Source organism: Halohasta salina, assembly GCF_024178165.1.
Classification (GTDB): domain Archaea; phylum Halobacteriota; class Halobacteria; order Halobacteriales; family Haloferacaceae; genus Halohasta; species Halohasta salina.
On the sequence record NZ_JAMZIE010000001.1, the window covers coordinates 582320 to 604635 of the forward strand.

The window sequence follows — 22316 nt, forward strand, 5'->3', positions numbered from 1 at the left end:
ACCGAACTCGGATCGGGCGTCGGTCGGCGGGCACTCTACCGACCGTACCCCCTCACAGTCACGTGATCCACAGAGACAAATCATGTTCAAAGAACTATTCGCAGACGACTCCGACCGCGGCGTCTCGCCGGTCATCGGCGTCATTCTGATGGTGGCGATCACCGTCATTCTGGCCGCCGTCATCGGCGCGTTCGTCCTCGGTCTCGGCGATCAGGTATCGAACAACGCACCACAGGCATCGTTCAGCTTTGATTTCAATTCGACTGCTGATCCCAGTAATGTGACGATTACACATACGGGTGGAGATAATATTGAAGCTAGTAACTTGAATGTCACTAACGGAAGTAACACTGAAAGATGGGGCGGCGGTAGTGGCACAGTGAGTACTGGTGACGAATACTCCATGGACTACTACACCGGTGACACTATCAGAGTTATCTGGCAGAACCCGTCCGGAGGATCTTCGAACGTCATTGCCGAGCGTGACGCTCCGCAATAACCACTAACACCTGTCGATTTTCTTTTGATACCGGCCCCGGTAGCGTCCAGTTTGATCACGGGCAGTGCTTTTTGACTTGTCTACCGGTTGTAATCGTATACCTGTAAGAATTATACTAAAATATAGCAATTTAATCTCAGCCCAAACCGACGTAGGTCCGCCGTCGACCTATTCCATGTTGTCCGGACTGCGCGGGTGGTAGTCAGTGTCGTACTCGCCCACGTCGCCGTCGAGTCGGTCGGGGTTGATCCGGCTGGCCAGCAGCATGAAATCTAGCACCGTCAGATACAGCATCGCCTCGACGACCGGCACCGCTCGCGGCATCAACACCGGGTCGTGACGACCGACGACCTGAATCTCTTTCTCCTCGCCGGTCTCCCAGTCGACGGTCCTACTCCGCAAACGGACTGTCGGGTGTCGTGAGCCGAGTGATCTCACTAACGCCGTCGAAGCCGTCGTCGAAACTGTAGAGATACTCGATCTCCGCCCGCTGCATCGCCGCGACGATGATCGCGTCAGTCAACGATAGCGATTCGTACCGCCGGAACACCGAGCGACCGGCCTCGAAATCCGCTTTCGATGTCTGGGTGAGTTCGAACCCACTGCTCTCGATGAGTGCGTCGAGCGTTTCGACCGCGATATCGTGCCCGCCGCGTGCCTGCAAATAGTTGATCACCTCTTCGAGCACATCACTGAGCACGATCGCTGTCGGGAGGTTCCCCTGATCGATTGCCGTTGCAATCGCCTCGCCGCGGTCGTGATTCTGGTCACGGGCGAGTCGCGCCGCAATAAGAACGTTCGCGTCGACGGCGACGACCGCCATCAGTACTCCCCAGCGATCAGGTCGTGATCGTCGGCCGCGTCGGTCGGTTCGCCGATATCAACCGGGTCGAGTTCCGAAAACGCTCCGTACTGCTGTTTCACGAGTTCGACCGAAAGCGATCCGTCTTCGTCGACGCGCCAACGGAGTTTGTCACCGGCGTCGACGCCCGCCTCCTGACGGATCGCCGCCGGAACGGTAACCGAGTAGCTCTCGTTGACTGTTGTTTCGCCTTCGATTTCGGGAGACATACCGAAACGTTCGCCGTGCTCTCAAAAGTAATTTGCCCCCAAATTTGCGTGCCTGCTGTCGGCTCTGTTCATCGGTGCCTGTTTTTCGACGTGAATATACAACCGGCCGCAACGTCGCCGCCACGTCGATCACCCCGCAAACACCACACCGTCGCCGTCGACCCCCTACTCCATATTGTCCGGACTGCGCGGGTGGTAGTCAGTGTCGTACTCGCCCACGTCGCCGTCGAGTCGGTCGGGGTTGATCCGGCCGGCCAGCAGCATGAAATCCAGCACCGTCAGATGCAGCATCGCCTCGACGACCGGCACCGCCCGCGGCATCAACACCGGGTCGTGTCGACCGACGACCTGAATCTCCTTCTCCTCGCCGGTCTCCCAGTCGACGGTCGACTGCTGTTTGGGAATACTCGTCGGCGCGTGCCACGTCGCCTCGCCGTAGATCGGCTCGCCGGTCGTGATCCCGCCCTGCAGGCCGCCGTGGTCGTTGCCGACCGGCACCGGATCGCCCACCTCGCTCTCGATTTCGGGCCGGTCGCCGTCGTCGAACTCCCAGTCTTCGTTGCGCTCGCTGCCGCGCATGGTTCGGGTGTCTCGGCCCGCGCCGAACTGGAACCCCGAAGTCGCCGGGATGGCGAACATCGCCTGACCGAGGCGGGCGGCAAAGGAGTCGAACCGCGGCGCGCCGAGTCCACGGGGGATCCCGCGGCACTCGAAGTACACCGAACCGCCGATCGAGTCGCCCTCCTGCTGGTACTCGTCGATCGCCTCCCGCATCTCTTCGGCTGTCTCGGGGTGGGCACACCGCACCTCGTTTTCCTCGCTGTGTTCGAGCATCTCCTCGAAACTGACCTCCGGAGCACGAATGTCGCCGACCTGATTGACATGGGCCTTGATCCGGACGTCGTACTCGCTTTGGTCGAGGACCTGTTTGGCGACCGCGCCGGCGGCGACCCAGTTGACCGTCTCCCGCGCCGACGAGCGCCCGCCGCCGCCCCAGTTCCGCGTGCCGAACTTGGCGGAGTAGGTGTAATCGCCGTGGGAGGGGCGGGGGGCGGTGACGTACGGTTCGTACTTGCCCGAGCGGGCGTCCTTGTTCTCGATGACCATCCCGATCGGTGTCCCCGTCGTGTAGCCGTCTTGGACGCCGGAGTTGATCTCGACCGCGTCGGGTTCGCCGCGGGAGGTGGTGATCATCGACTGACCGGGTTTCCGCCGGTCGAGTTCTCGCTGGATGTCCTCGACGTCGAGGTCGACGCCTGCGGGGCAGCCACTGACGGTGACCCCCATCGCCTCGCCGTGGCTCTCGCCGTAGGTCGTCACTTCGAAAAGCCGCCCGAACCGGTTGCCGTTCATACCGAGTGGTGTGTTCCCAGCCCATTTGAACCTTGCAATACGCGCAAGGCCCACGCACAAGGCCTACCCACCGACCGGTTGCCGCACGTCGTGTGCTACCAGCCATATCCCGGCCCGATGCCGAGGTAGGCCTTCGGCAGCCGACCCGAGTCGGCACTATCGCAGTCTTATTATACCGCCACGCGGAAGTGATGCCGTATTAGTTGATGTCATCAGATCGTTCGGTTCCGATCTCCCGCCGCGGCCTGCTTGCCGGAGCGGCAGCCTCGGGGACTGCCACGGCCGGCTGTTTGGGCCGCATCCGGGAGACGCTTGGTGGCTCGGGGACCACGCAGGTCTCCCTCGACATCAAGACCCTGCCCGTCGATAGCGATCCGTTCGCGGTCCCGATCGCCCGCGCGCTGATCGACAACCTCGAAGCCGTCGGGATCGATGCCAGCCTGCAGGTGATGGACGTCACCCAGCTCTCCGAGCAGGTGCTGTTGAACCACGACTTCGACATCTACGTCGGTCAGTTTCCGTACGCCCGCCCGCCGGATCCCGACGCGCTCTACCCCATGTTCCGGTCGACGTTCGCCACCGAACTCGGCTGGCAGAACCCCTTCGGGTTCGCCAACCTGCGCTGTGACGACCTGCTCGATGCCCAGCGAACCGCCGCTGCCGAGACCCGAGAGGAGCCGGTCGCGGAGCTACAGGCGTTTCTGGCCCGCACCCAGCCGATGACCCCGGTCGTCGCCCCGGAGGTCGTCACCGGCGTCCGCACCGACCGGTTTACCAACTGGGATCCCGACGACCGCGAGGCCGCCGGCGGCGGCCCCGTCCACCCCCACAACCTACTTCAGTTGGAGGGCGTCGACGGCGCACCCCGAACCCTTCGGCTGGCGACGGTCGACGACCGGCTCACGACCAACCGGAACCCGATCTCGGCGGTCTACCAACAACAGGAGTCGCTGCTGGATCTGGTCTACGACTCGCTGGCCCTCGATACCGGCACCGAGTACGTGCCGTGGCTCGCCCGCGATGTCAGTTGGAGCGACGACCCCCCGACCGTGGATATCGAACTCCGGGAGGGGCTCGTCTGGCACGACGGCCGGCGGCTCTCGGCCTACGACGTCGGCTTCACCTACGAGTTCCTTCGAGATACTTCGCTGGGCGGCGCGATCCGGGCGATCCCGACCGAGCGGTTCCGCGGCCGGATCTCGCTGGTCGAGGACGTGACCGTCGAAAGTGCCCACGAACTCTCGCTGACGCTTTCCGACACCAGCCGCGCGGTCGCCCGGCGAGCCCTGACCGTCCCGATCTTGCCGGCCCACGTCTGGCGTGATCGGACCGCAATCGAGCGGCCACCGGGTCGGGCCGGTGGGACGACTGCGGCGCTCACCTCGAACAACTCTTCGGCGATCGGCAGCGGCCCGCTCCGGTTCGAGTCGGCCGGCGGCGGCGAGGTCGTCTTCTCACGGTTCGAGCCACACTTCCTGTGGCGCTCGGCGACCACGCCGACCGACGCCCCCAACGGCACTGCTTCCCGAAACGGGACCGATCCGTCGACCGACACCGATCTGTCGACAAACACGACCGTCACACAACCGACCGACGCGGCGCCGACGGCACCGAACGGGACCAGTAGATCGACCGGCGAGGCGTTCGCGCCACCGCCGGAGGCCTACGGTGGGCTGCCGCCGTTCGATACGGTCGTCGTCCAGACGGTGTCGTCGGACGCCAGCGCCGCGGAGCTGGTCGCTGCCGGCGACGCCGACGCGACGGCGACCAAACTGAGCGGGGATGCAGTCGCTCAACTGGACGACAGTCAGGCCGTCGAACCTGTGAGCTATCGGTCGAACGCGTTTTATCATCTCGGCTTCAATACACGGCGACAGCCGCTCCGAAACCCGAACGTTCGACGGCTCGTCGCCCGTCTCGTCGACAAATCACGGCTCGCTGGCGAGGTTTTCGGCGGCAACGGACAGCCGATAGCGAGCCCGCTGGCCGCGACCGACTGGCTGGCCGACGACCTCGTGTGGGACGACGAGACCGACGCCGATCCCGAGGTCCCGTTCCTCGGGACAGACGGAGAGTTGGCGGTCGAGACGGCCCGCGAACGGTTTCGGGATATCGGTTACGAGTACAACGCCGACGATCAACTCATCACAGAACGCAACTAATGTTACGTGCACTCGTCTTCGAAGTCAGCGTCGTCGTCGCCGCGCTCTGCGCGGTCGGGGCGGTCACCATCGTCGGCCGGACCCGACTCACAGCACTCCGCGTGGAGATCCAGCCACGGCTCCGTGAATCGGCCCCGTATCTGGCGGTCCTCATCGCCGTCCTCGCCCTCAACTCGGCGGTCCGGGACTACGCCCAAGAGATCTCGTGGTTCATCGGCCTGAATATCACCGACTCCATCGAGGCGATCGAGGGCGGGTTCGTCGCGGCGGTCCAGAGCGTCCAGACTGAACTCCTGACGGCGTACTTCTCGTACGTCTACGTCTTCGGCTACGTTTTCCTGTTGATCTTCCCGCTGTTGGCCTACGCAGCGCTCGACGATCGGACGCCGTTCAAACGGCTGGTCGTCGCCTACAGTTTCAACTACCTGCTGGGGCTGCTGTTGTATATCGTGTTCGTCGCCTACGGACCGCGGAACGTCGGCGTCGCCGAGAACCTGCTGTACATCACCAACCCCGAGTACCAGTTCCTCACGAGCGCGGTCAACACCAACACCAACGTCTTCCCGTCGCTGCACACCTCGCTGTCGGCGACCGTCGCCGTCTTCGCCTACCGGACCCGCGAGGCCTACCCCATCTGGTTCGGGCTGGCGATCGGTCTCGCGGCGAGCATCATCCTCTCGACGATGTACCTCGGTATCCACTGGGGGACCGACGTCCTCGTCGGCCTCGGGCTTGCCGCCCTCTGTGTCGGCCTTTCCCGACGCTACGTCGACGGCGAGCCGTCTCAGTCGAGGGTCTCCAGCGAGTCGAAGTCGTCGACCGGCATCACCGAGTAGTCGACCGATAGCGTATCCTGCGTCGCCCGGATCTTGCCGACGAACGTCGAAATCTCGTCGAGTCGGCCTTCGAGAACGAACAGTTCCATACAGTAGTGATTGCCCACGTGGCTATGGAAGTTCGAGGCCACCAGCCCCTCGTGTTCGTGCCGGAGGCGCATCATCTGTTCTTCGACGCTCGTAGTCTCGTAGTTGAACAACACGGTGACAATGGCGATCAGTTCGCGGTCTTCGAGCCGCTTGTCCTCGAACTCCCCCAGCAGGTTCCGGGCGGCCTCGCGGACGACCTCACTGCGGCCGGTGTAGCCGTGTTCGTCGGCAAACGAGTCGATTCGGTCGAGCAGGTCCTCCGGCATCGAGACGCTGACCACAGTCATATATTAACTTAGGCACCATCCGATATTAGGAGTTATTATTTCTCGGCTGCAGAAGCAGTCTCGGCCGCCTCACGCCGGCTCAGGCGCCGTAGGTCTCCTTGAGATACGTCGAGATCTCGGCACTGTCGGCCAGCCAGCCGTCGGGGTGGTCGTCGTCGACCAGCACGGGAACCCCCTGCTGTCCGGTAATCGATTCGAGTTCCTCCCGGTCGGCTTTCGATTCGGGGACGACGATCTCCTCGTAGTCGACGTCCAGTACGTCGAGTACCCGACGCACGCGTTTGGAGTACGGACAGTCCGGCCGATCGTACAGTTCGATGGCTGTCATACCAACCGGTAGATGGGACGACCTCATAGCTGTGTGTCCGTCGTGTATTCGGTGCACACAACCAGTCGACTTTGATATCTGTTCGTGCGATCCAAATTAGAATACGCTCCCTACCGGCGAGTAGCCGTCGACTACTGGCCGTGAGGCGTCGTCGAACGGACCGAATCGGCCACTTAGTGATTTCGCTCCGCCTCAGCAGCGCGGAGCGAACCACCGCTGGCCCGACGGAGCGTACGCGTCGTCGAGCGAGTCGGAGATACGCTGGCTCGACGAGGGTTATGCCTCGTCGAAGAGGGTTTCGCCGTCGACCATGTGCTCCTCGACGGCATCCATATCCAGCGTCACGCCGAGACCCGGCTGTTCGGGGATCTCGATGTAACCGTCCTCGATGACGTCCTCTTCGACCAGATCCTCCCACCAGCCGAGTTCGTAGCTGTGGTACTCGACGGCCAGCGAGTTGGGGATCGCCGCGCCAACGTGGGCACTCGCCATCGTCGCCACCGGCGAGGAGACGTTGTGCATCGCCACTGGAATGTAGTACTGGTTGGCGACGTCGGCGATCTTCCGCGTCTCGCGCATCCCGCCGACCTTCGGGAGGTCCGGTGCGATGATGTCGACGGCTTGGTTCTGGATGAGCCGGCGCTCCTCGGTGACGCGGTAGCGGTTCTCGCCGACGGTGATCGGCGTGATCGTGGATTTCGTGACCTCCTCTTGGACTTCGAGGTTCTCCGGCGGGACGGGGTCTTCGAGCCACCACACGTCGTACTCCTCGAGTTCGGCGGCGAGCCGTTTGGCGCTGCCACCCGAGAACGTCCAGTGGCAGTCGAAGGCCACGTCGGCGCGGTCTTTCACGCGCTCGGTGACGGCCTCAACGATCTCGGCCTTGTGTCGGATTTCACCGGGTCGGAGGTGACGGTTTGCCCGATCCTTTTCGAGCCCCGAGGGGACGTCGAGATCGAACTTCAGGGCGTCATAGCCCAGTTCCTCGACAACGCGTTCGGCCTCGTCGGCGCAGGCCTGCGGGTCGGCCTCGTTGGCGGTGTGGCAGTCACAGTACACGCGGACCTTGTCGCGGTACTTCCCGCCGAGCAGTTGGTAGGCCGGGACACCGAGGATCTTGCCCGCCAGATCGTGGAGGGCGATCTCGATGCCGGAGATGGCAGTGACGGTGACACCTTCGACCGACCCCTCGCCGGACATCTTCTGGACCAGATGCTCGAACAGGCGGTCGATGTCCAGCGGGTTCTCGCCGATAACGAACGGTTTCATCCGCTCGATGAGTTCGGGGACGCCCGCGCCCCAGTAGGCCTCGCCGGTGCCGACGACGCCCGCGTCGGTGTAGACGCGCACGAGCGTCCACGGGAAGTTCCCGTCGACCATCGTCGTCTGGACGTCGGTGATCTCGACGTCCCGACTGCCGCCGCGTTCGCCCGTGGCACCCATCGTCTCGGAGGAGAGTTCCCGCATCGTGTACTCCGCGTTCGGATCGTGGAGTTCGTCGTAGCTGACCATACTTCGGCTTCTATCCCCAGCCGTAAATAGTGCTGGCGTTCGTCGACAGGCTTCGTACCCCTTCTATACGCCCGGTAGAGAAAATTTATTATACTTCGAGTTAATATTTCACTTCTCGTCTCTGTCTGAGCATCCTCGTCGACGAACCCGAAGATTCACTCCCACGGCAGCCTGAAGGCTACCAATGAGCGGGACGGAACTCTCACAGACTCGCGCGTGGGTGCTGGCCGCCCGGCCCCAGACGTTGCCAGCGGCGGCCGCACCCGTCGTCGTCGGTGCGGGGCTCGCGTGGCACGCAGGCGTCTTCGCACCCCTGCCGATGCTAGCGGCGTTCGTCGGTGCGGCACTCATCCAGATCGGCACCAACTTCGCCAACGACTACTACGACGCCATACAGGGTGCGGACACCGAAGCCCGCGAGGGGTTCACCCGCGTTACCCAGTCGGGGCTGATCGAACCCCAGTCGGTCAAACGGGCGATGTACCTCACGTTTGCCGCCGCGATCGGTGTCGGGAGCTACCTCGTCTACGTCGGCGGGCTTCCCATCTTGGTTATTGGCCTCCTATCGGTGGTTTCAGGCATCGCCTACACCGGCGGCCCCTACCCGCTGGGCTACCACGGGCTCGGCGACCTGTTCGTCTTCCTCTTTTTCGGCGTCATCGCAGTCGTGGGAACGTATTATGTACAGGCTACCGCCGTCCTCGCCGATCCGTTGTCGACGACGATCCCGCCGAACACGGTCACGTGGACCGCGTTTCTCGCTAGCCTCCCAGTGGCCGCGCTGTCGACGAACATTCTCGTCGTCAATAACATCCGTGACCGTGAGGAGGATGCAACGACCGGCAAGCGGACCCTCGCAGTGCGGTTCGGCTACCGGTTCAGCCGGCTCCAGTTCGCCGGGCTCGGTGGCCTCGCTTACGCCGTTCCGGTCTGGCTCTGGCTGGCTGAGGGGTTCGCTGCCACAGTGCTGCTTCCGCTGGTGACGCTCCCGATTGCGGCCGTCCTCACACGGACGGTCTGGACGGAGACCAGCGGCGCAGCGCTCAACCCCGCCCTCGAAACCACCGGAAAGTTACTCGCTGCCTACTCGGGGCTGTTCGGCCTCGGGTTGGCGCTGTAATGTGGGTCGACCCGTTTTCGATCCGGCTCGCCGCGCCGCTGTCGACCGCCGCCGGCACGATCTCCGAGCGACGGGGGTTCCTCGTCGGCGTCGAAGGCGACGGCAGCCGCGGGCTGGGGGAGGCGACCCCGCTGCCCGGCTGGACGGAGTCTTACGAGGCCGCCCGGCAGGCGCTCGCCGACGCCACCCTCTACAGCCCGCCAGATCCCGACGCAACTCCGGCGGCCGCCCACGGGGTCGACCTCGCTCGCCTCGATGCCGCCGCCCGGCGTGAGGGCCGCCCGCTGGCCGCCGGGCTGCGCGAGCAGCGTTTCGACAGCGACCGCCCGCTCCCCGAGTCGGTGCCAGTCAACGCCACGATCGGCGATGGGAGCGTTCGGGAGACAGTCGACGCGGCGACTGCGGCCGTCGACGATGGATTCGACTGGCTCAAACTGAAAGTCGGCCTCCGAGAGCCGGACGTGGATTTCGAACGGGTGCGGGCGGTCCGAACCGCAGTCGACGACGGCGTTAGCATCCGCCTGGACGCCAATGGGGCGTGGGACCGGCCGACAGCCAAGCGGATGGTCGACCGGCTGGCCCCGGTCGGCATCGACTACCTCGAACAGCCGCTTCCGGCCGCTGATCTCGCCGACCACGGGACGCTCCGGGGCCACGGGGTCGACATCGCAGTCGACGAATCACTGGCCGAGACGTCGGTCGAAGCCGTCATCGACGCGGGGGCAGCCGACGTGGTCGTCATCAAACCGATGGCAGTCGGCGGCCCCACGCGGGCGGTCGCTGCCGCCGGGGCCGCCCGCGCGGCCGGCGTCGAGCCGGTCGTCACGACGACCATCGACGCGGTCGTCGCTCGAACTGCCGCGGTCCACGTCGCCGCGGCGATTCCCGACGTGACCGCCTGCGGGCTGTCGACCGGTTCGCTCCTCGACGACGACCTCGCTGCCGATCCGGTCGCGATCGCCGACGGACGGGCGCGGCTCCCGACCGGCGCGGGGCTCTGTGGGGACGGGTTCGACTCGGTGTGGCCGGCTCCCGGCGAGTAGCCACCGCCTACTACCGACACGACGGGCTCACTCGACGACTTCGACCGCCCCGAGCATCCCCTGTGTCTGGTGTGGTGTACAGACGTAGCGGTAGACGCCCGGCTCGCCGAACGTGTGGCTGAACGTCTCGCCCTCGTCGAAGTAGTACTCGCTTTCGAAGACGCCGTCTTCCTCGACGACGTTGTGTTGGCCGCCGCGACCGGTCCACTCCCAGCGGACGGTCGTGCCGACCGACACTCTAATCGCCGCCGGATCGAACGCGAAGCCGTCGCCGGCTCCGACGTCGACCGTGACCGCCGATCGGTCGGTTCGGTCGACCGTCCCCGCGAAGTTGTTCGCTCCACGGAACCAGTCGCCGTAGGTGTCGCTTTCGAGGTCCGCCTCGCTGCCGCCGAGACAGCCCGCCGTGGCGACCACAGCGATGCCCGCAAGCACCGACCGTCGGCTCGAACGCTCGCTCATGGCCACAGTAGCCACCGCATACCTAAGTGTCGACCTGTTTGCCGGCGATCCGCAGGCTGAAACCGCGGGCGTCCCTACCGGGACGTATGAGCGACTGGACGGATGCGATCATCGGCGAGCGCATGACCGTAGACGGGGAGTTCTCCGACCGGGTTGCCGCCTCACGGTTCTCCAACGCGGAGTGGGATCTCATCATGACCGCAACCGATCTGGAGATCGAACGGGCCGACGACCCCGAGGCCGCGCGGATCGTCGCCAACACCGAAAACGTCGCGTCGATCATCCCCGAACTCGAGACAATTCGCGCACAGACCGCGTCGATGGCCGGCCAACCGGGCGGTGGCAGTCGGGATTCCGATGGCGGGATTGTCGACTCGCTGAAGGAGGCCCTCGGGTTCGGCAGCGACGACTCCGAGACGATCGATCAAGAAGCGCTGGCGGCGGCCGAAGAACTCACTCAGGCCTACGCCGATGCGTTGCAGGCTCATCTGGAGGACACCGGTAGCTTCGAGCGGGCCAGAACCGCCTATCGTGACGGTTAGCCGTCGCCGCTCCGGAACAGCGTCAGCTCCTCGACCTCGTAGATATTGAGCAGTTCGGTCACGATCTCGTCGTACGTTTCGTCGGTCTCCCGGAGGTCGTCGAGGCGTGTTACCGTCTCCTCGTCGAGATCGATCTGGACCATACAGGAGCTACGGTCGCCAGTCGTTTATATGACTTGGTGGCCCATCTCTCAGGAATCGGCGTTCGGTGGCTGGACCCGTGTCGTTTCGAGCGCCCGTGGCAGCGTCAAGACGATTTGTGTCCCCGAGGGGACGTCGGCGATGGAGATATCGCCGCCGAGCAGCGAGACCGTCCAGTAGACCAGCCACAGCCCGAGTCCGGTCCCGTGCTGGAGCGGGGTCTCCTCGCCGGTCTCGATCGCCCGCCGCTCGTCTTCGGGGATCCCCGGCCCGTTGTCGGTGATACTGACGTCGACCCAGCCGTCACCGGGCTTGCTTTCCGAATCGCTGACGCTGATCGAGACAGTCGGCACCGGCTTGTCGTTGTGGACGACCGCGTTGTCCAACAGCTCCAGGACCGCCAGTTTCAGCCGGACGTCCGCCCGGACGTGCACTGGGTCGACCTCGTCGACCGACAGCGTCGCCTCGGGGTGGCGCTCGGCGAAGTCGTCGGCGACCTCCGAGAGCAGTTCGGCCAGATCACACCGCGAGTTGACCTCCCGGCCCTGATCGAACAGCGACCGGACGGTACCGGCCTTCTGGCTGAGCTGTTCGAGACTGTCGATCCGGTCTTCGATGGCGGTGACGTGGCTCTGAAGCTCCCCGTCGACCCCATCGGCCAGCAGGGCGGCGTTCCCCCGGATCACGTTCAGCCCGTTACGGAGGTTGTGCCGAAGCACCCGGTTGAGCACCGCCAGCTGCTGTTGCCGTTCCTTCCGCTCGGTGATATCCTGCAGCGCCAGCTCGAAGACCGTCTCGCCGACCTCCTCGACGGCGATTCCGGAGACCTCACACCAGATCGGGTTGCCGTCGACCGTCTGGAGCTGGAGTTCGACGCCCTCGACGGACCCCTGTTCGAGCAGTTGATCGCTGAACTGCTTGCGCTCGGTGGGATCGACGTAGATGTCGGTCACGGATAGCTTCTCCAAGTCCGTCTTCGAACTCCCCTCGAGGATGTCGACCAGCCCTTGGTTGACCAGCCGGAACTCGCCTTCGGGGCCGGGGGTGGTCCGGTAGACGCCGATAGGGAGGTTCTCGACGAGCCGTTCGTAGCGTTCGAACTGCTGTTGCCGCCGTTTCTGGGCCGTGATGTCGACGTAGAGGTGGATGTACTCCCCGTCGTCGGCGTCGACCGGTACCCGGCGGAAGAGGAACTCGCCGACGCCGTCGGCGGTCTCGCGTCTGATCTCCGTGGGGCCGGCTCCCGAGTTCCCGTCGCCGTCGGCCCGAGGGTGGTCGGCCGGCGGGGCGACGAGCTCCCCGATCGGCCGGCCACGTGCGGCCCCTTCGCTGTGGCCGAACGTCTCTTCGAAGGGACGGTTGACCCGCGTCACTCGCTCGACGCCGTCCTCGACGACGGTGTTGGCGACGGGTTCGGGGATCGCATCGAACACCGCCTCGAACCGGTTGCGTTCGGTCCGGAGCTGTGTCTCGATCAGCTGGCTCCGACAGGCCTCCGCGAGCTTCTCGTTGAGCGGGGCCAGCGCCGACCGGGTGAGCCGGTCTATCTCGCCGCCGCGCTTGCCCAGCGCCAACACGCCGAACTCCGGGAGTTCCAGGATGTAGTAGTGGGAGCCGTCGGCCGTCTCGCCGGCGATCGGCAGCCGGTCGACGAACTCACGATGGGTGGTCCCGGCCGCGGGAAACTCCTCGCGGGCCGCCGCCAGCGTCTCGTTGGTCCCCGGCGAGGCCGGGATCGACGCGACGATCGGGTAGTCGGTGTCGGCCCCGTGGGGGAGCCGCTGGAAGATGGCCCCGACCGAACAATTGAGCTTTTTGAGATAGCCCGACAGCGCCGCGTCGGCGGTGGCCTCGAGGCTCTCTTTGGGTCCGATCGACAGCGCGATCTCGTACAGTGCCTGAATACGCTGTTGTCTGTCGGTCATGGGCTCTCGATCGCGCCGACGACGGCGGTCTTGTTGTAGTAGTCGAGATGGCCCGTCCCGTCGTTGGCGATCTCACCGATCGTCAGTGCACCAACGGCCGGCAGCTCGTCGGCCGTCAGCGCAGCCAGCTCGCGGTCGAACGCCGATTCGAGGTAGAGCACACGCGAGATACAGTCGAAACAGACGATCCCCGCCGGGGAGTCGACGCCCGCTTGGGCGTCGGCCGCAGCCGTCCGGGTGGCCGCAACCAGCGAGTCGGGGTCGCCTTCGAGGACGGTAAGGAACTCCCCTTCGGGAAGTTCGCCGAAGCAGTCGATCGCGCCCTCGGCGTCGACCGAGAAGGGATCGCGGACGATCTGTTCGCCGTCCATCCGAGTCTGGCCGAACGGATATGATTTGGCGGTCTCGAAGAAGTTCTCGCGGTTCACAGTCGTTCCAGTGGCGTCGTCGACCACGTCGCTGTACACCGACAGCGCGGACTCGCCGTCGAGGGTGTGTAGCGTCGATCCCTCGGCCTCGGTCACCCGGAAGGGGCCGGCGACCTCCTGCCAGCCGTGTTTGACGCCGATTCCCATCGATTCGGGAATCGCGGCGACGACTGCCGCGTCGCCGACGACCCCCTCGTCGGTGAACAGACACGGTTCGTCGTCGGCCTCGAGGGTGCCGGCTCCACCGCCGAGGAAGTTCAACTCGACGCTGTAGGTGCGGAACAGCGAGTCGACGAACGACTCGATCCCGCTCGCGTGGGCGTCGACGAAAACGAAGGCAGTCTCGTACCCCGCCGCCGGCAGCGAAGCGTCGAGTGCCTCGCCGAACGCCGCCGCGTCGTCGCCGAGCGACGGCACCGTCGTCACCACCGGTTCCGACGGCAGTCCCACGATCAGCGCGCCCTGCTTTCTCCGCTCGCCCTCATAGACGAGTTCCGGAAAGATGCCGCCGAACACCGGCGTCTCGACGGCGGCCAACACCGATTCGAAATCCGGCGACCGCACCGCCGGATCCGGCGTCGACAGGAGCAACACTCCCTCGACCGACGCCGACGAGGCCGTCGATCTGAGGGCCGGTTCGAGCCCCTTACCGGGGTCCGAGCAGTACGTTACCTCCATACCCTATGATTGTTCACGATAATCTACAATATAACTGTGATGGTATGTCTTTACCGTGGGGAGCGCGGCTTACAGTGCGTCGACGATCGCGTCGGTCATCTCGTCGGTCGAGGCGTCGCCGCCCAGATCACCGGTTCGCGGCCCCTCGGCCAGCACCGCCTCGACGGCTGTCTCGACCTGCTGGGATTCCTCGCTGTAGCCGAGGTGATCCAGCAGCATCGCCGCTGAGAGGATCGTCGCCGACGGGTTGGCGATCCCCTCGCCGGCGATGTCGGGGGCAGTGCCGTGGACCGGCTCGAACAGCGCGTTGTCGTCGCCGATATTCGCCGAGGGCAGGAGGCCGAGGCCGCCGACCAGTCCCGCCGCGAGATCCGACAGTACGTCGCCCGCGAGGTTGGGACAGACGATCACGTCGAACTGTTCGGGGTCGAGACAGACCCGCGTGGCGAAGGCGTCCATCAGCACTTCGTCGGTGTCGACGCCACGGTCCTCGGCCACGCCAACGACGCCATCGCGGAACCGGCCGTCGGTTTTCCGCATCACGTTGGCCTTGTGAACGACGCTGAACCCGTCGTGGGCGTCGCTGTCGTCGACGTAGTCGCAGGCGAACTCGGCGAGCTTTTCGGACGCCGAAGTGGTGACGACGCGGGTCAGCGTCGACAGATCATCCGAGAGATCGTCTTCGTGGCCCGAGTAGACGCCTTCGGTGTTCTCACGGAGGAAGACGAGGTCGGTCTCGGGGCGCACCGCCTCGACGCCGGGGTAGGCTTTGGCGGGGCGGATGTTGACGAAGGAGTCGACGGCGTCCCGCAGCGGGAGGATCACGTCGGCGGCGGTCTCGCCTGCCGCGCCGAACAGCGTGGCGTCAGCCTCGGCCGCGAGGTCGTAGGTCTCCTCGGGGAGTGCCTCGCCGGTGTCGGCTTTGACGGCGTCACCCGCTTCGCCCTCGACGAATTCGAGATCGAGATCGAGCGCTTCGAGCACGTCGATGGCTGCCGGGATCACTTCCTGCCCGATACCGTCGCCTTCGATGACGGCGATCTGGTGAGTCATACCCACAGTCTGTATAGCACTGAAAAGAGGATGTCGATGTCTATGGACTACCGCCGCTGCTGATTGAATAGAACTGTAAATCGCATCCATGCTACTCTTTAGTTAGGCGGCTGCGCTATCGCTACGTATGACCCACGACACACCGGATGGAACGGATGAGCGACGTCTGTGGTGCGAGCACTGCCAGCTTAGCGTCCGACCGACGCCGAGTTCGACGGGCACCGAATGTCCTGCCTGTGGTAACGATTTGGAATGACCGGTTCGGTCACACTGCCGATGTCGTGGTGAGTTCGGGAGTTTCCGCCCGAACTCACCGTCGTATCCCGCTTCAAGCGCGCGCCGCGCGGCCTCGTCTTCCGCGTCGACCTCGACGGCTGTCGCCATCCACTAAAATTCGTCCTCGATCAAACGACCGGATCTACCAGCGGCCGATTCGCACCCCAAACCGCTTCACGCCTGTCGACATACCACGTGGTAGATGAACATTGGCTTGGCTCGGTTCAAACGCCCGCTGCTCTACGTGATGGGGCCGGGCTACGTCATCGCAGGGATTCTCCACTTCGTCGTCCCGGAGTTGTACGTCCAGATCATCCCGCCGATACTCCCCGCACCGCTCGCGTTGGTCTATCTCTCCGGTGTCGCCGAGATCGCCGTCGGGATCGGAGTGTTGATTCCACGGACGCGACGCTATGCGGCGTGGGCGACGATCGCGCTACTCGTTGCGATCTTCCCGGCGAACGTCTACATGGCGACTTCGATGGTCGCTGTCGAGGGGATCGGCGGGGGCGATCCCTCGGCGGCCGCTCGGTGGGGACGGCTCCCGCTGCAGGGTGTGTTGATTCTCTGGGCCTACTGGTATACCGACGCTGATAGTGGCAGCTAATACGAAACCGACTGAAAAGAAACCGCAGCTACCAACCCGGACGGCCGATCTCAGTCGTCGCCTTCGACGTACGGCAGCCCGTCGACCGTCGCTTCGACCTTGCTCTTATTGGAGTACATCAGCGAGGTCGTATCCCAGATGCCTTCGACCAGCGCCTCTTTCATCGCGTGGTCGATGTCGACGTCGATCGTCGTCTCGCCGTAGGTGACCTCCTCGTTTTCGACGTCGATGTCGATCTCGCCGTCGGGGTTGGCTTCGATCCACTCCTGCAGTTCGACGACCGTTTCGTGGTCGGTCGTCACGGCCGGAATGCCGAGAGATTTGCAGTTGTCGCGGAAGATCTCCGCGTAGGACTCGCCGACGATCCCGTCGACGCCCCAGCGCATCATCGCTTGCGGGGCGTGCTCCCGCGAGGAGCCACAGCCGAAGTTGGAGTTGATGACGGCGATCGAGGCACCCTCGAACCGGTTCAGTGGGTGGTCGTTGAACTCGCCGTCGTCGTCCCGCCGCGCATCGTAGAAGAGGTAGTCGGCCATGTTGTCGAAGGTGACCTCCTTCATGAAGCGGGCGGGCAGGATCTGGTCGGTGTCGATGTCGTCGCCGGGGATCGGGACGCCGGTGCCGCCGACCTCGGTGATGTGGTTTTCGCCCGACATCAGTCCGCCGCCTCCCCTACACCGCTGGCGCTGCCAGCAGGTTCGTCGTCGAGGTACTCTCGGGCGTCGGTGACCTCCCCCTCGACGGCCGCTGCGGCGACCATCGCGGGACTCATGAGGACGGTCCGGCCGTCCTTCGAGCCCTGTCGACCGATGAAGTTGCGGTTCGACGACGACGCACAGACCTCGTCGCCTTCGAGGGCGTCGTCGTTCATCGCCAGACACATCGAACAACCGGCGCGCCGCCACTGGAAGCCGGCGTTGATGAAGACCTCGTCGAGGCCGCGGGCCTCACACTCGGCGCGGACCGACTCCGAGCCGGGCACCGCCAGCGCGCGCACGTCCTCGTCGACCTGGTTGCCTTCGAGGATCTTCGCGGCTTCCTCGAAGTCCGAGACGCGGCCGTTCGTACAGGTCCCGAGGAAGGCGACGTCGACATCGTAGCCGAGCATCGACTGGCCGGGCTCGATGTCCATGTGTTCGAGCGCCTGTTCGGCCGCTTCGCGATCAGTCCGGGCCTCGAAGTCGTCGGGCTCCGGCACCGTGTCGCTGATCTCGATGACCTGTCCGGGGTTGATCCCCCAGGTGACCAGCGGGTCGATCCCGTCGGCGTCGACGGTCACGACGTCGTCGTACTCAGCATCCTCATCGGACTTGATGGACTCCCAGTACTCCTTGCGCTCTTCGAACTCGTCGCCTTCGGGGACGTATTCGCGGCCCTTCAGGTAGTCGTAGGTCGTCTCGTCGGGGTTGATGTAGCCCGCGCGAGCGCCGCCCTCGATCGACATGTTACAGACCGCGAGTCGACCCTCCATATCGAGGGCCTCGATGGCCTCGCCGCCGTACTCGTAGACGTGGCCGACGCCGCCGTCGACGCCGAGATCCTGGATGATCTTCAGGATGATGTCCTTGGCGTAAACGCCCTCGCCGAGTTCGCCCTCGACGTTGATACGGCGGACCTTCTGTTTGTCAGCCGCAATGCAGCCTGTCGCGAGCACGTCGCGGATCTGGCTGGTGCCGATGCCGACACCGATCGAGCCGAACGCGCCGTGGGTCGCCGTGTGGCTGTCACCACAGGCGACGGTCATCCCCGGCTGGGAAAGGCCCAGTTCGGGGGCGACGACGTGGGTAATTCCCTGTTTGCCGGACTCGAAGCCGAAGAACGTGATGCCGTTGTCGCTCGTGTTGGTTTCGAGGGCGGTCAGCATCTCCTCGGCCTGATCGTCTTTGAGGGGTCGCTGGCGCTTTTTCTCCTCAGTGGGGGCAATGTGGTCGGTCGTTGCGAAGGTCTGATCCGGATAGGCGACATCGAGGTCGCGCTCCCGGAGCATCCCGAAGGCCTGCGGACTCGTGACCTCGTGGACGAGGTGGAGCCCGATGAACAGCTGGTCCTGTCCGTTCGGCAGCTCGGTTACCTTGTGTTTGTCCCATACCTTGTCGTACAGCGTTCCGTTGCTCATTTGTATTCCTTGAATTCGTTCTGCGGCGTCTTACTCCTCGTCGGCCCACGCGAACAGCCCGCGCAGCTCCTCGCCGACGGCCTCGATCTCGTGGTTCTTCTCGGCGTCGCGGATCTGGTGGTAGCCCGGTCGACCGGCCTGGTTTTCGAGGATCCACTGCCGGGCGAAGGTGCCGTCTTGGACCTCTTCGAGCACTTCCTCCATCTGCTCGCGGGCGTGGTCGTCGACGACCCGGTCGCCGCGGGTGAGCCCGCCGTACTCGGCGGTGTCGGAGACCGAATCCCACATCTCGCTGAGGCCGCCCTCGTACATGAGGTCGACGATCAGTTTGAGTTCGTTCATACACTCGAAGTAGGCCATCTCCTCGCTGTAGCCCGCCTCGACGAGCGTCTCGTAGCCCTGTTTGACGAGGCTCGTGACGCCGCCACACAGCACGGCCTGCTCGCCGAACAGATCGGTCTCGGTCTCTTCTCTGAAACTGGTCTCGATGGTGCCCGCGCGAGTACAGCCGATACCCTTCGCGTAGGCCAGCGCACGCTCCTTGGCGTCGCCGGTGACGTCCTGATAGACCGCCACGAGTCCGGGGGTCCCTTCGTCGGCCTCGTAGTTCCGGCGGACGAGGTGGCCCGGCGATTTCGGGGCGACGAGGGTTACGTCGACGTCCTCGCGGGGCTCGATCTGGCTGTAGTGGATGTTGAAGCCGTGGGCGAACTGGAGGGTGTCTCCCTCGTCGAGTTCGGCTTCGATCTGGTCGTACACCGCGGGCTGGACCGTATCGGGGACCAGTACCGAAACCACCTCGGCCTGCGAAGCGGCCTCGGCCGGCGTCGCGACGTCGAGGCCGTCGGCCTCGGCCGCGGCGCGCGAGGAGGAGTCCTCACGGAGGCCGACGACCACGTCGACCCCGCTGTCGGCGAGGTTCTGGGCGTGGGCGTGGCCTTGGCTCCCGTAGCCGAGGACGGCTACCGTCGTGTCGTCGAGATAGTCGAGCGCTGCGTCGTCGTCGTAGTAGATCGTCGCGTCGAGTTCGTCTGCCATGTATGTGCGATGAGACGCCCCTCTTAGTTGGTGGTTTCGGCTTGACTCTCGGCGTCGTCGGCCGGCTCGTCGCCGCCGTCGGTGGCCGGAACCCCGAGTGTCGCCTCCGCAGCGGGCTTCTCGCCGGGGGTCGTCGGTCGATCACCGCGGGAGAGCGCGGTCGGCCCCGTCCGGGCGACCTCGATGATGCCGAACTGCCGGTAGGCATCCATCGCGTCCTCGATTTCCTCGGACTCGCCGGTGAGTTGGACAGTGATCGTCCGCGGGCCGGCATCCAGCGTCTCGCCGTCGTACATCTCGGTGATCGCCTGAACCTTGTCGGGTTCGTCGCCGTTGACCTTCAGCAAGACGAGTTCCGACCGGATCGCCCGGTCTTCGAGCTCGCCGACCGACAGCACGGGTTTGAGCTTGGCCAACTGCTTTTTGATCTGGTCGATGCCGGGTTCGGTCTCCTCGACCAGCAGCGTGAGCCGCGCGTTGCCCTCGACGGTCGTCGGGCCGACGGTGAGGCTCTCGATGTTGAACTGTCGACGGCTGAACAGCCCCGAGACGCGGGCCAGCACGCCCGGCTCGTGTTCGACCAGCGCCGACACCAGCGCCGTCCGAGTGTCGGGTTCGGCCTCAACCTCGGGATCGATCCGAATCCCTTGACTATTTCGCCGTCCGTCCGGGTGTGGCCGTTCCTCCGGTGGTGGCCCTTGCAGGCCGCGTGTGTTCTCGCTCATAGTTGGTCCTCCGTGAGTGCGAACTTTCCATTGGGTGCGCCGCTTGCGACCATCGGGTAGACGTCGGCCTCGGGGTCGATGTGGAAGTCGATCACCGATGGCCCCTCATACGCGAGTGCCTCCTCGATTGCGCGGGCGACCTCGTCGTAGTTGTCGACGCGCCAGCCACAGGCTCCGAACGCCTCGGCGAGCTTGTCGAACTCCGGCATCCAGTTGTATTCGGAGGCCATGTGTCGACCCTCGAAGAAGGCGTCCTGCCACTGCCGGACCATCCCGACGTACTCGTTGTTGAGCACCGCGACGGTGATATCGAGGTTCTCCCGAACTGCGACCGACAGCTCCTGGATCGTCATGAGGAACGAGCCATCGCCGTCGAAACAGACGACGTCCTGGTCGTCGTCGGCCGCGAACCGTGCGCCGACCGCCGCCGGCAGGCCGTAACCCATCGTCCCCAGCCCGTGGGACGACACCCACGTGCGGGGCTCGGTGAAGGTCCAGTACTGGGAGGCCCACATCTGGTGTTGGCCGACACCGGTGGTGACGACCGTGTCGTCGGCGGTCGCCTCGTCGAAGGCCTCGACAATGAACTCCGGCCGGAGCGGCGCGTTCTTGTCGACCGGGTAGTCCATCGGGAACTCCTGTTTCCACGTCTGGCACTGCTCGCGCCACTCCCGTGCGTCGGGCTCGTGGTCGATCTCGTCGGTCAGCTGATCGAGGACCGCCCCCGCGTCGCCGATACAGGGGTAGTCGGCGTGGATGTTCTTGCTGATCTCGGCGGGGTCGATGTCGACGTGGACGACCTCGGCCTCGGGGGCGAAGGTGTCGATACCGCCGGTGAGTCGGTCGTCGAATCGGGTGCCGACGCCGATCAGGCAGTCGGTATGCGTGATCGCCATGTTGGCGTACCCCGTGCCGTGCATACCGGCCCACGACAGCGACAGCTCGTCGTCTTCGGGGAACGTGCCGATGCCGGGCATCGTCGTCACGACCGGAATCCCGTGATCGCGCGCGAACGCGCGGGCGGTCTCGGTGGCCTCGGCCTTGATGACGCCCCCACCCAGTAGCAGGAGGGGTTTTTCCGCCCGCTCGATGGCGCGAGCGGCCGCGGCGACGTTCTCGGAGTCGGCCGTCGTCGGCGGCTCGGAGCCGGCCGGGAGTTCGGGCTCGCCGGGTTCGACGTCGGTCTCCTCAAAGCTGACGTCCTTCGGGAGGTCGACCAGCGTCGGACCGGGGCGGCCGGAGTCGGCCAGCGCGAAGGCGTTGCCAACGGTGTCGCCGATGGTGTCGGCGGAGTTGGCGAACCAGTTGTGTTTGGTGATCGGCATGGTGACGCCCGTCGTATCCGTTTCCTGGAACGCATCGGAGCCGACCATGTCGCTGGGGACCTGCCCGGTCAGCGCGACCATCGCATCCGAGTCCATGTTGGCGTCGGCGATTCCGGTGACGAGGTTGGTCGCGCCGGGGCCCGACGTCGCCAGCGCGATCCCGGGTTCGCCCGCGACGATCCCGTAGGCGTCGGCGGCGTGCGACGCGCCCTGTTCGTGGGCCATCGTGACGTGTTCGATATCCGAATCCCACAGCGCGTCGTAGACGGGCATGATCGCCCCGCCCTGCACGCCGAAGGCATGTTCGACGCCCGCGTTTTCCAGCGCGCGGACGATCGCAGTCGACCCGTCGGTGACGGGGGCGGACTCGGTTTCGTCGGCCGTCTCGGTCGGTTCGTCGGCCTCCGGATCGGCCGTCGTCTGGCTTGCGTCGCTCATTGGTGGGCTCCTGTCGGTCGATAGGCGCTCGAGTGGGCTGTGCGTCTCGGCTCGGCTGTGTGTGTACTGGTCATTGTCTGGTGGTGGGGTTGTCGGCTCCCGCGTCGGGTATGCTGGATGGTCGGTTCGGCTCGGTGGGGAAAAGTGGAAAAGGGGCTAGTTGGCCCCTACAATACCGATGCCGTCGACAGCGACCGCTCCACGGGCTTGCAGACCGGGAGCGCGGATCGGCTGTCGCATTGTATCTGGGCGAACAACGTC

Annotated in this window: 23 protein-coding genes and 1 pseudogene; 7 read left to right on the plus strand and 17 right to left on the minus strand. The window is 65.0% G+C overall.

What is annotated here, in order from left to right:
• Positions 1–79: 79 nt before the first annotated feature.
• A complete protein-coding gene (locus NKJ34_RS02905) occupies positions 80–499 on the plus strand; it encodes a type IV pilin domain-containing protein (RefSeq protein WP_253736984.1) in 420 nt (139 codons plus the stop codon).
• Positions 500–667: 168 nt separating this feature from the next.
• Here the strand turns inward: NKJ34_RS02905 and NKJ34_RS02910 are convergent.
• From NKJ34_RS02910 to aroC, 4 genes and pseudogenes are all read right to left on the minus strand, one after another.
• Positions 668–898: pseudogene (locus NKJ34_RS02910) on the minus strand (chorismate synthase); the annotation flags it as partial.
• Positions 891–1322, minus strand: coding sequence for a type II toxin-antitoxin system VapC family toxin (locus tag NKJ34_RS02915; protein ID WP_253736755.1), 432 nt, complete (start codon positions 1320–1322; stop codon positions 891–893). The gene NKJ34_RS02915 and the pseudogene NKJ34_RS02910, both read right to left, overlap by 8 nt.
• A complete protein-coding gene (locus tag NKJ34_RS02920; protein ID WP_253736756.1) occupies positions 1322–1570 on the minus strand; it encodes an AbrB/MazE/SpoVT family DNA-binding domain-containing protein in 249 nt (82 codons plus the stop codon). The genes NKJ34_RS02915 and NKJ34_RS02920 overlap by 1 nt, the downstream gene beginning before the upstream one ends.
• A 165-nt stretch (positions 1571–1735) precedes the next feature.
• Positions 1736–2923, minus strand: coding sequence for a chorismate synthase (gene aroC, locus NKJ34_RS02925; RefSeq protein WP_253736757.1), 1188 nt, complete (start codon positions 2921–2923; stop codon positions 1736–1738).
• 206 nt (positions 2924–3129) lie between these two features.
• Between aroC and NKJ34_RS02930 the strand changes: the two genes are divergently transcribed.
• Both NKJ34_RS02930 and NKJ34_RS02935 read left to right on the plus strand, forming a co-directional pair.
• Complete coding sequence (locus NKJ34_RS02930; RefSeq protein WP_253736758.1) at positions 3130–5085, plus strand: ABC transporter substrate-binding protein; 1956 nt, start codon at positions 3130–3132, stop codon at positions 5083–5085.
• The gene (locus NKJ34_RS02935) at positions 5085–5921 is read left to right on the plus strand and encodes a phosphatase PAP2 family protein (RefSeq protein WP_253736759.1); all 837 of its coding nucleotides are present in this window, start codon (positions 5085–5087) and stop codon (positions 5919–5921) included. Before NKJ34_RS02930 ends, NKJ34_RS02935 begins: the two co-directional genes overlap by 1 nt.
• On the opposite strand, the gene NKJ34_RS02940 is transcribed toward NKJ34_RS02935, so the two are convergent.
• The 3 genes from NKJ34_RS02940 to NKJ34_RS02950 all read right to left on the minus strand — a co-directional run bounded on the left by NKJ34_RS02940 (position 5870) and on the right by NKJ34_RS02950 (position 8138).
• Complete coding sequence (locus tag NKJ34_RS02940; protein ID WP_253736760.1) at positions 5870–6298, minus strand: CopG family ribbon-helix-helix protein; 429 nt, start codon at positions 6296–6298, stop codon at positions 5870–5872. The genes NKJ34_RS02935 and NKJ34_RS02940 overlap by 52 nt on opposite strands.
• 79 nt (positions 6299–6377) lie before the next feature.
• Entirely contained in the window at positions 6378–6626 is a 249-nt protein-coding gene (locus NKJ34_RS02945) for a glutaredoxin family protein (protein ID WP_253736761.1), read from the minus strand.
• A 276-nt stretch (positions 6627–6902) separates the two neighbouring features.
• The gene (locus NKJ34_RS02950) at positions 6903–8138 is read right to left on the minus strand and encodes a mandelate racemase/muconate lactonizing enzyme family protein (RefSeq protein WP_253736762.1); all 1236 of its coding nucleotides are present in this window, start codon (positions 8136–8138) and stop codon (positions 6903–6905) included.
• Between the two features lie 184 nt (positions 8139–8322).
• Between NKJ34_RS02950 and NKJ34_RS02955 the strand changes: the two genes are divergently transcribed.
• Together NKJ34_RS02955 and NKJ34_RS02960 are read left to right on the plus strand one after the other, a co-directional pair.
• Positions 8323–9258, plus strand: a complete 936-nt coding sequence (locus tag NKJ34_RS02955) for a 1,4-dihydroxy-2-naphthoate polyprenyltransferase (protein WP_253736763.1) — start codon at positions 8323–8325, stop codon at positions 9256–9258.
• Complete coding sequence (locus NKJ34_RS02960; protein ID WP_253736764.1) at positions 9258–10301, plus strand: mandelate racemase/muconate lactonizing enzyme family protein; 1044 nt, start codon at positions 9258–9260, stop codon at positions 10299–10301. The genes NKJ34_RS02955 and NKJ34_RS02960 overlap by 1 nt, the downstream gene beginning before the upstream one ends.
• Before the next feature lie 27 nt (positions 10302–10328).
• On the opposite strand, the gene NKJ34_RS02965 is transcribed toward NKJ34_RS02960, so the two are convergent.
• The gene (locus NKJ34_RS02965) at positions 10329–10763 is read right to left on the minus strand and encodes a halocyanin domain-containing protein (RefSeq protein ID WP_253736765.1); all 435 of its coding nucleotides are present in this window, start codon (positions 10761–10763) and stop codon (positions 10329–10331) included.
• An 86-nt stretch (positions 10764–10849) separates the two neighbouring features.
• On the opposite strand from NKJ34_RS02965, the gene NKJ34_RS02970 reads away from it, so the two are divergent.
• Positions 10850–11305, plus strand: coding sequence for a DUF5799 family protein (locus NKJ34_RS02970; RefSeq protein WP_253736766.1), 456 nt, complete (start codon positions 10850–10852; stop codon positions 11303–11305).
• Here the strand turns inward: NKJ34_RS02970 and NKJ34_RS02975 are convergent.
• From NKJ34_RS02975 to NKJ34_RS02990, 4 genes are all read right to left on the minus strand, one after another.
• Positions 11302–11448, minus strand: coding sequence for a DUF7557 family protein (locus NKJ34_RS02975; protein ID WP_253736767.1), 147 nt, complete (start codon positions 11446–11448; stop codon positions 11302–11304). The two genes, NKJ34_RS02970 and NKJ34_RS02975, sit on opposite strands and share 4 nt — an antisense overlap.
• A gap of 48 nt (positions 11449–11496) precedes the next feature.
• On the minus strand, positions 11497–13371 hold the full coding sequence (locus NKJ34_RS02980) for a PAS domain-containing sensor histidine kinase (RefSeq protein ID WP_253736768.1): 1875 nt from the start codon (positions 13369–13371) through the stop codon (positions 11497–11499).
• Complete coding sequence (locus NKJ34_RS02985) at positions 13368–14477, minus strand: FIST signal transduction protein (RefSeq protein ID WP_253736769.1); 1110 nt, start codon at positions 14475–14477, stop codon at positions 13368–13370. The genes NKJ34_RS02980 and NKJ34_RS02985 overlap by 4 nt, the downstream gene beginning before the upstream one ends.
• A 69-nt stretch (positions 14478–14546) precedes the next feature.
• On the minus strand, positions 14547–15530 hold the full coding sequence (locus NKJ34_RS02990) for an isocitrate/isopropylmalate family dehydrogenase (protein WP_253736770.1): 984 nt from the start codon (positions 15528–15530) through the stop codon (positions 14547–14549).
• Between the two features lie 478 nt (positions 15531–16008).
• On the opposite strand from NKJ34_RS02990, the gene NKJ34_RS02995 reads away from it, so the two are divergent.
• Positions 16009–16413 (plus strand): DoxX family protein, encoded by a 405-nt coding sequence (locus NKJ34_RS02995; protein WP_253736771.1) that lies wholly within the window; start codon positions 16009–16011, stop codon positions 16411–16413.
• 50 nt (positions 16414–16463) lie between these two features.
• On the opposite strand, the gene leuD is transcribed toward NKJ34_RS02995, so the two are convergent.
• From leuD to ilvB, 5 genes are read right to left on the minus strand one after another with little or no spacing between them, the layout of a single operon-like run.
• Positions 16464–17069 (minus strand): 3-isopropylmalate dehydratase small subunit, encoded by a 606-nt coding sequence (gene leuD, locus NKJ34_RS03000; protein WP_253736772.1) that lies wholly within the window; start codon positions 17067–17069, stop codon positions 16464–16466.
• Positions 17069–18529: a 3-isopropylmalate dehydratase large subunit gene (leuC, locus tag NKJ34_RS03005; protein ID WP_253736773.1), complete on the minus strand. Its 1461-nt coding sequence runs from the start codon at positions 18527–18529 to the stop codon at positions 17069–17071. Before leuC ends, leuD begins: the two co-directional genes overlap by 1 nt.
• Positions 18530–18559: 30 nt before the next feature.
• Positions 18560–19567, minus strand: a complete 1008-nt coding sequence (gene ilvC, locus NKJ34_RS03010) for a ketol-acid reductoisomerase (RefSeq protein ID WP_253736774.1) — start codon at positions 19565–19567, stop codon at positions 18560–18562.
• A 23-nt stretch (positions 19568–19590) separates the two neighbouring features.
• A complete protein-coding gene (gene ilvN / locus NKJ34_RS03015; RefSeq protein WP_253736775.1) occupies positions 19591–20292 on the minus strand; it encodes an acetolactate synthase small subunit in 702 nt (233 codons plus the stop codon).
• A complete protein-coding gene (gene ilvB, locus NKJ34_RS03020) occupies positions 20289–22055 on the minus strand; it encodes a biosynthetic-type acetolactate synthase large subunit (protein ID WP_253736776.1) in 1767 nt (588 codons plus the stop codon). The genes ilvN and ilvB overlap by 4 nt, the downstream gene beginning before the upstream one ends.
• Between the last annotated feature and the right edge of the window lie 261 nt (positions 22056–22316).

Coding starts and splice junctions, on each gene's coding strand:
- NKJ34_RS02965 (WP_253736765.1), bottom strand. CDS start 10,763: ATGAGCGAGCGTTCGAGCCGACGGTCGGTGCTTGCGGGCATCGCTGTG.
- NKJ34_RS02995 (WP_253736771.1), top strand. CDS start 16,009: ATGAACATTGGCTTGGCTCGGTTCAAACGCCCGCTGCTCTACGTGATG.
- NKJ34_RS02990 (WP_253736770.1), bottom strand. CDS start 15,530: ATGACTCACCAGATCGCCGTCATCGAAGGCGACGGTATCGGGCAGGAA.
- ilvN (WP_253736775.1), bottom strand. CDS start 20,292: ATGAGCGAGAACACACGCGGCCTGCAAGGGCCACCACCGGAGGAACGG.
- NKJ34_RS02930 (WP_253736758.1), top strand. CDS start 3,130: ATGTCATCAGATCGTTCGGTTCCGATCTCCCGCCGCGGCCTGCTTGCC.
- ilvB (WP_253736776.1), bottom strand. CDS start 22,055: ATGAGCGACGCAAGCCAGACGACGGCCGATCCGGAGGCCGACGAACCG.
- NKJ34_RS02985 (WP_253736769.1), bottom strand. CDS start 14,477: ATGGAGGTAACGTACTGCTCGGACCCCGGTAAGGGGCTCGAACCGGCC.
- leuC (WP_253736773.1), bottom strand. CDS start 18,529: ATGAGCAACGGAACGCTGTACGACAAGGTATGGGACAAACACAAGGTA.
- aroC (WP_253736757.1), bottom strand. CDS start 2,923: ATGAACGGCAACCGGTTCGGGCGGCTTTTCGAAGTGACGACCTACGGC.
- NKJ34_RS02940 (WP_253736760.1), bottom strand. CDS start 6,298: ATGACTGTGGTCAGCGTCTCGATGCCGGAGGACCTGCTCGACCGAATC.
- NKJ34_RS02955 (WP_253736763.1), top strand. CDS start 8,323: ATGAGCGGGACGGAACTCTCACAGACTCGCGCGTGGGTGCTGGCCGCC.
- ilvC (WP_253736774.1), bottom strand. CDS start 19,567: ATGGCAGACGAACTCGACGCGACGATCTACTACGACGACGACGCAGCG.
- NKJ34_RS02945 (WP_253736761.1), bottom strand. CDS start 6,626: ATGACAGCCATCGAACTGTACGATCGGCCGGACTGTCCGTACTCCAAA.
- NKJ34_RS02975 (WP_253736767.1), bottom strand. CDS start 11,448: ATGGTCCAGATCGATCTCGACGAGGAGACGGTAACACGCCTCGACGAC.
- leuD (WP_253736772.1), bottom strand. CDS start 17,069: ATGTCGGGCGAAAACCACATCACCGAGGTCGGCGGCACCGGCGTCCCG.
- NKJ34_RS02915 (WP_253736755.1), bottom strand. CDS start 1,322: ATGGCGGTCGTCGCCGTCGACGCGAACGTTCTTATTGCGGCGCGACTC.
- NKJ34_RS02935 (WP_253736759.1), top strand. CDS start 5,085: ATGTTACGTGCACTCGTCTTCGAAGTCAGCGTCGTCGTCGCCGCGCTC.
- NKJ34_RS02920 (WP_253736756.1), bottom strand. CDS start 1,570: ATGTCTCCCGAAATCGAAGGCGAAACAACAGTCAACGAGAGCTACTCG.
- NKJ34_RS02960 (WP_253736764.1), top strand. CDS start 9,258: ATGTGGGTCGACCCGTTTTCGATCCGGCTCGCCGCGCCGCTGTCGACC.
- NKJ34_RS02980 (WP_253736768.1), bottom strand. CDS start 13,371: ATGACCGACAGACAACAGCGTATTCAGGCACTGTACGAGATCGCGCTG.
- NKJ34_RS02950 (WP_253736762.1), bottom strand. CDS start 8,138: ATGGTCAGCTACGACGAACTCCACGATCCGAACGCGGAGTACACGATG.
- NKJ34_RS02970 (WP_253736766.1), top strand. CDS start 10,850: ATGAGCGACTGGACGGATGCGATCATCGGCGAGCGCATGACCGTAGAC.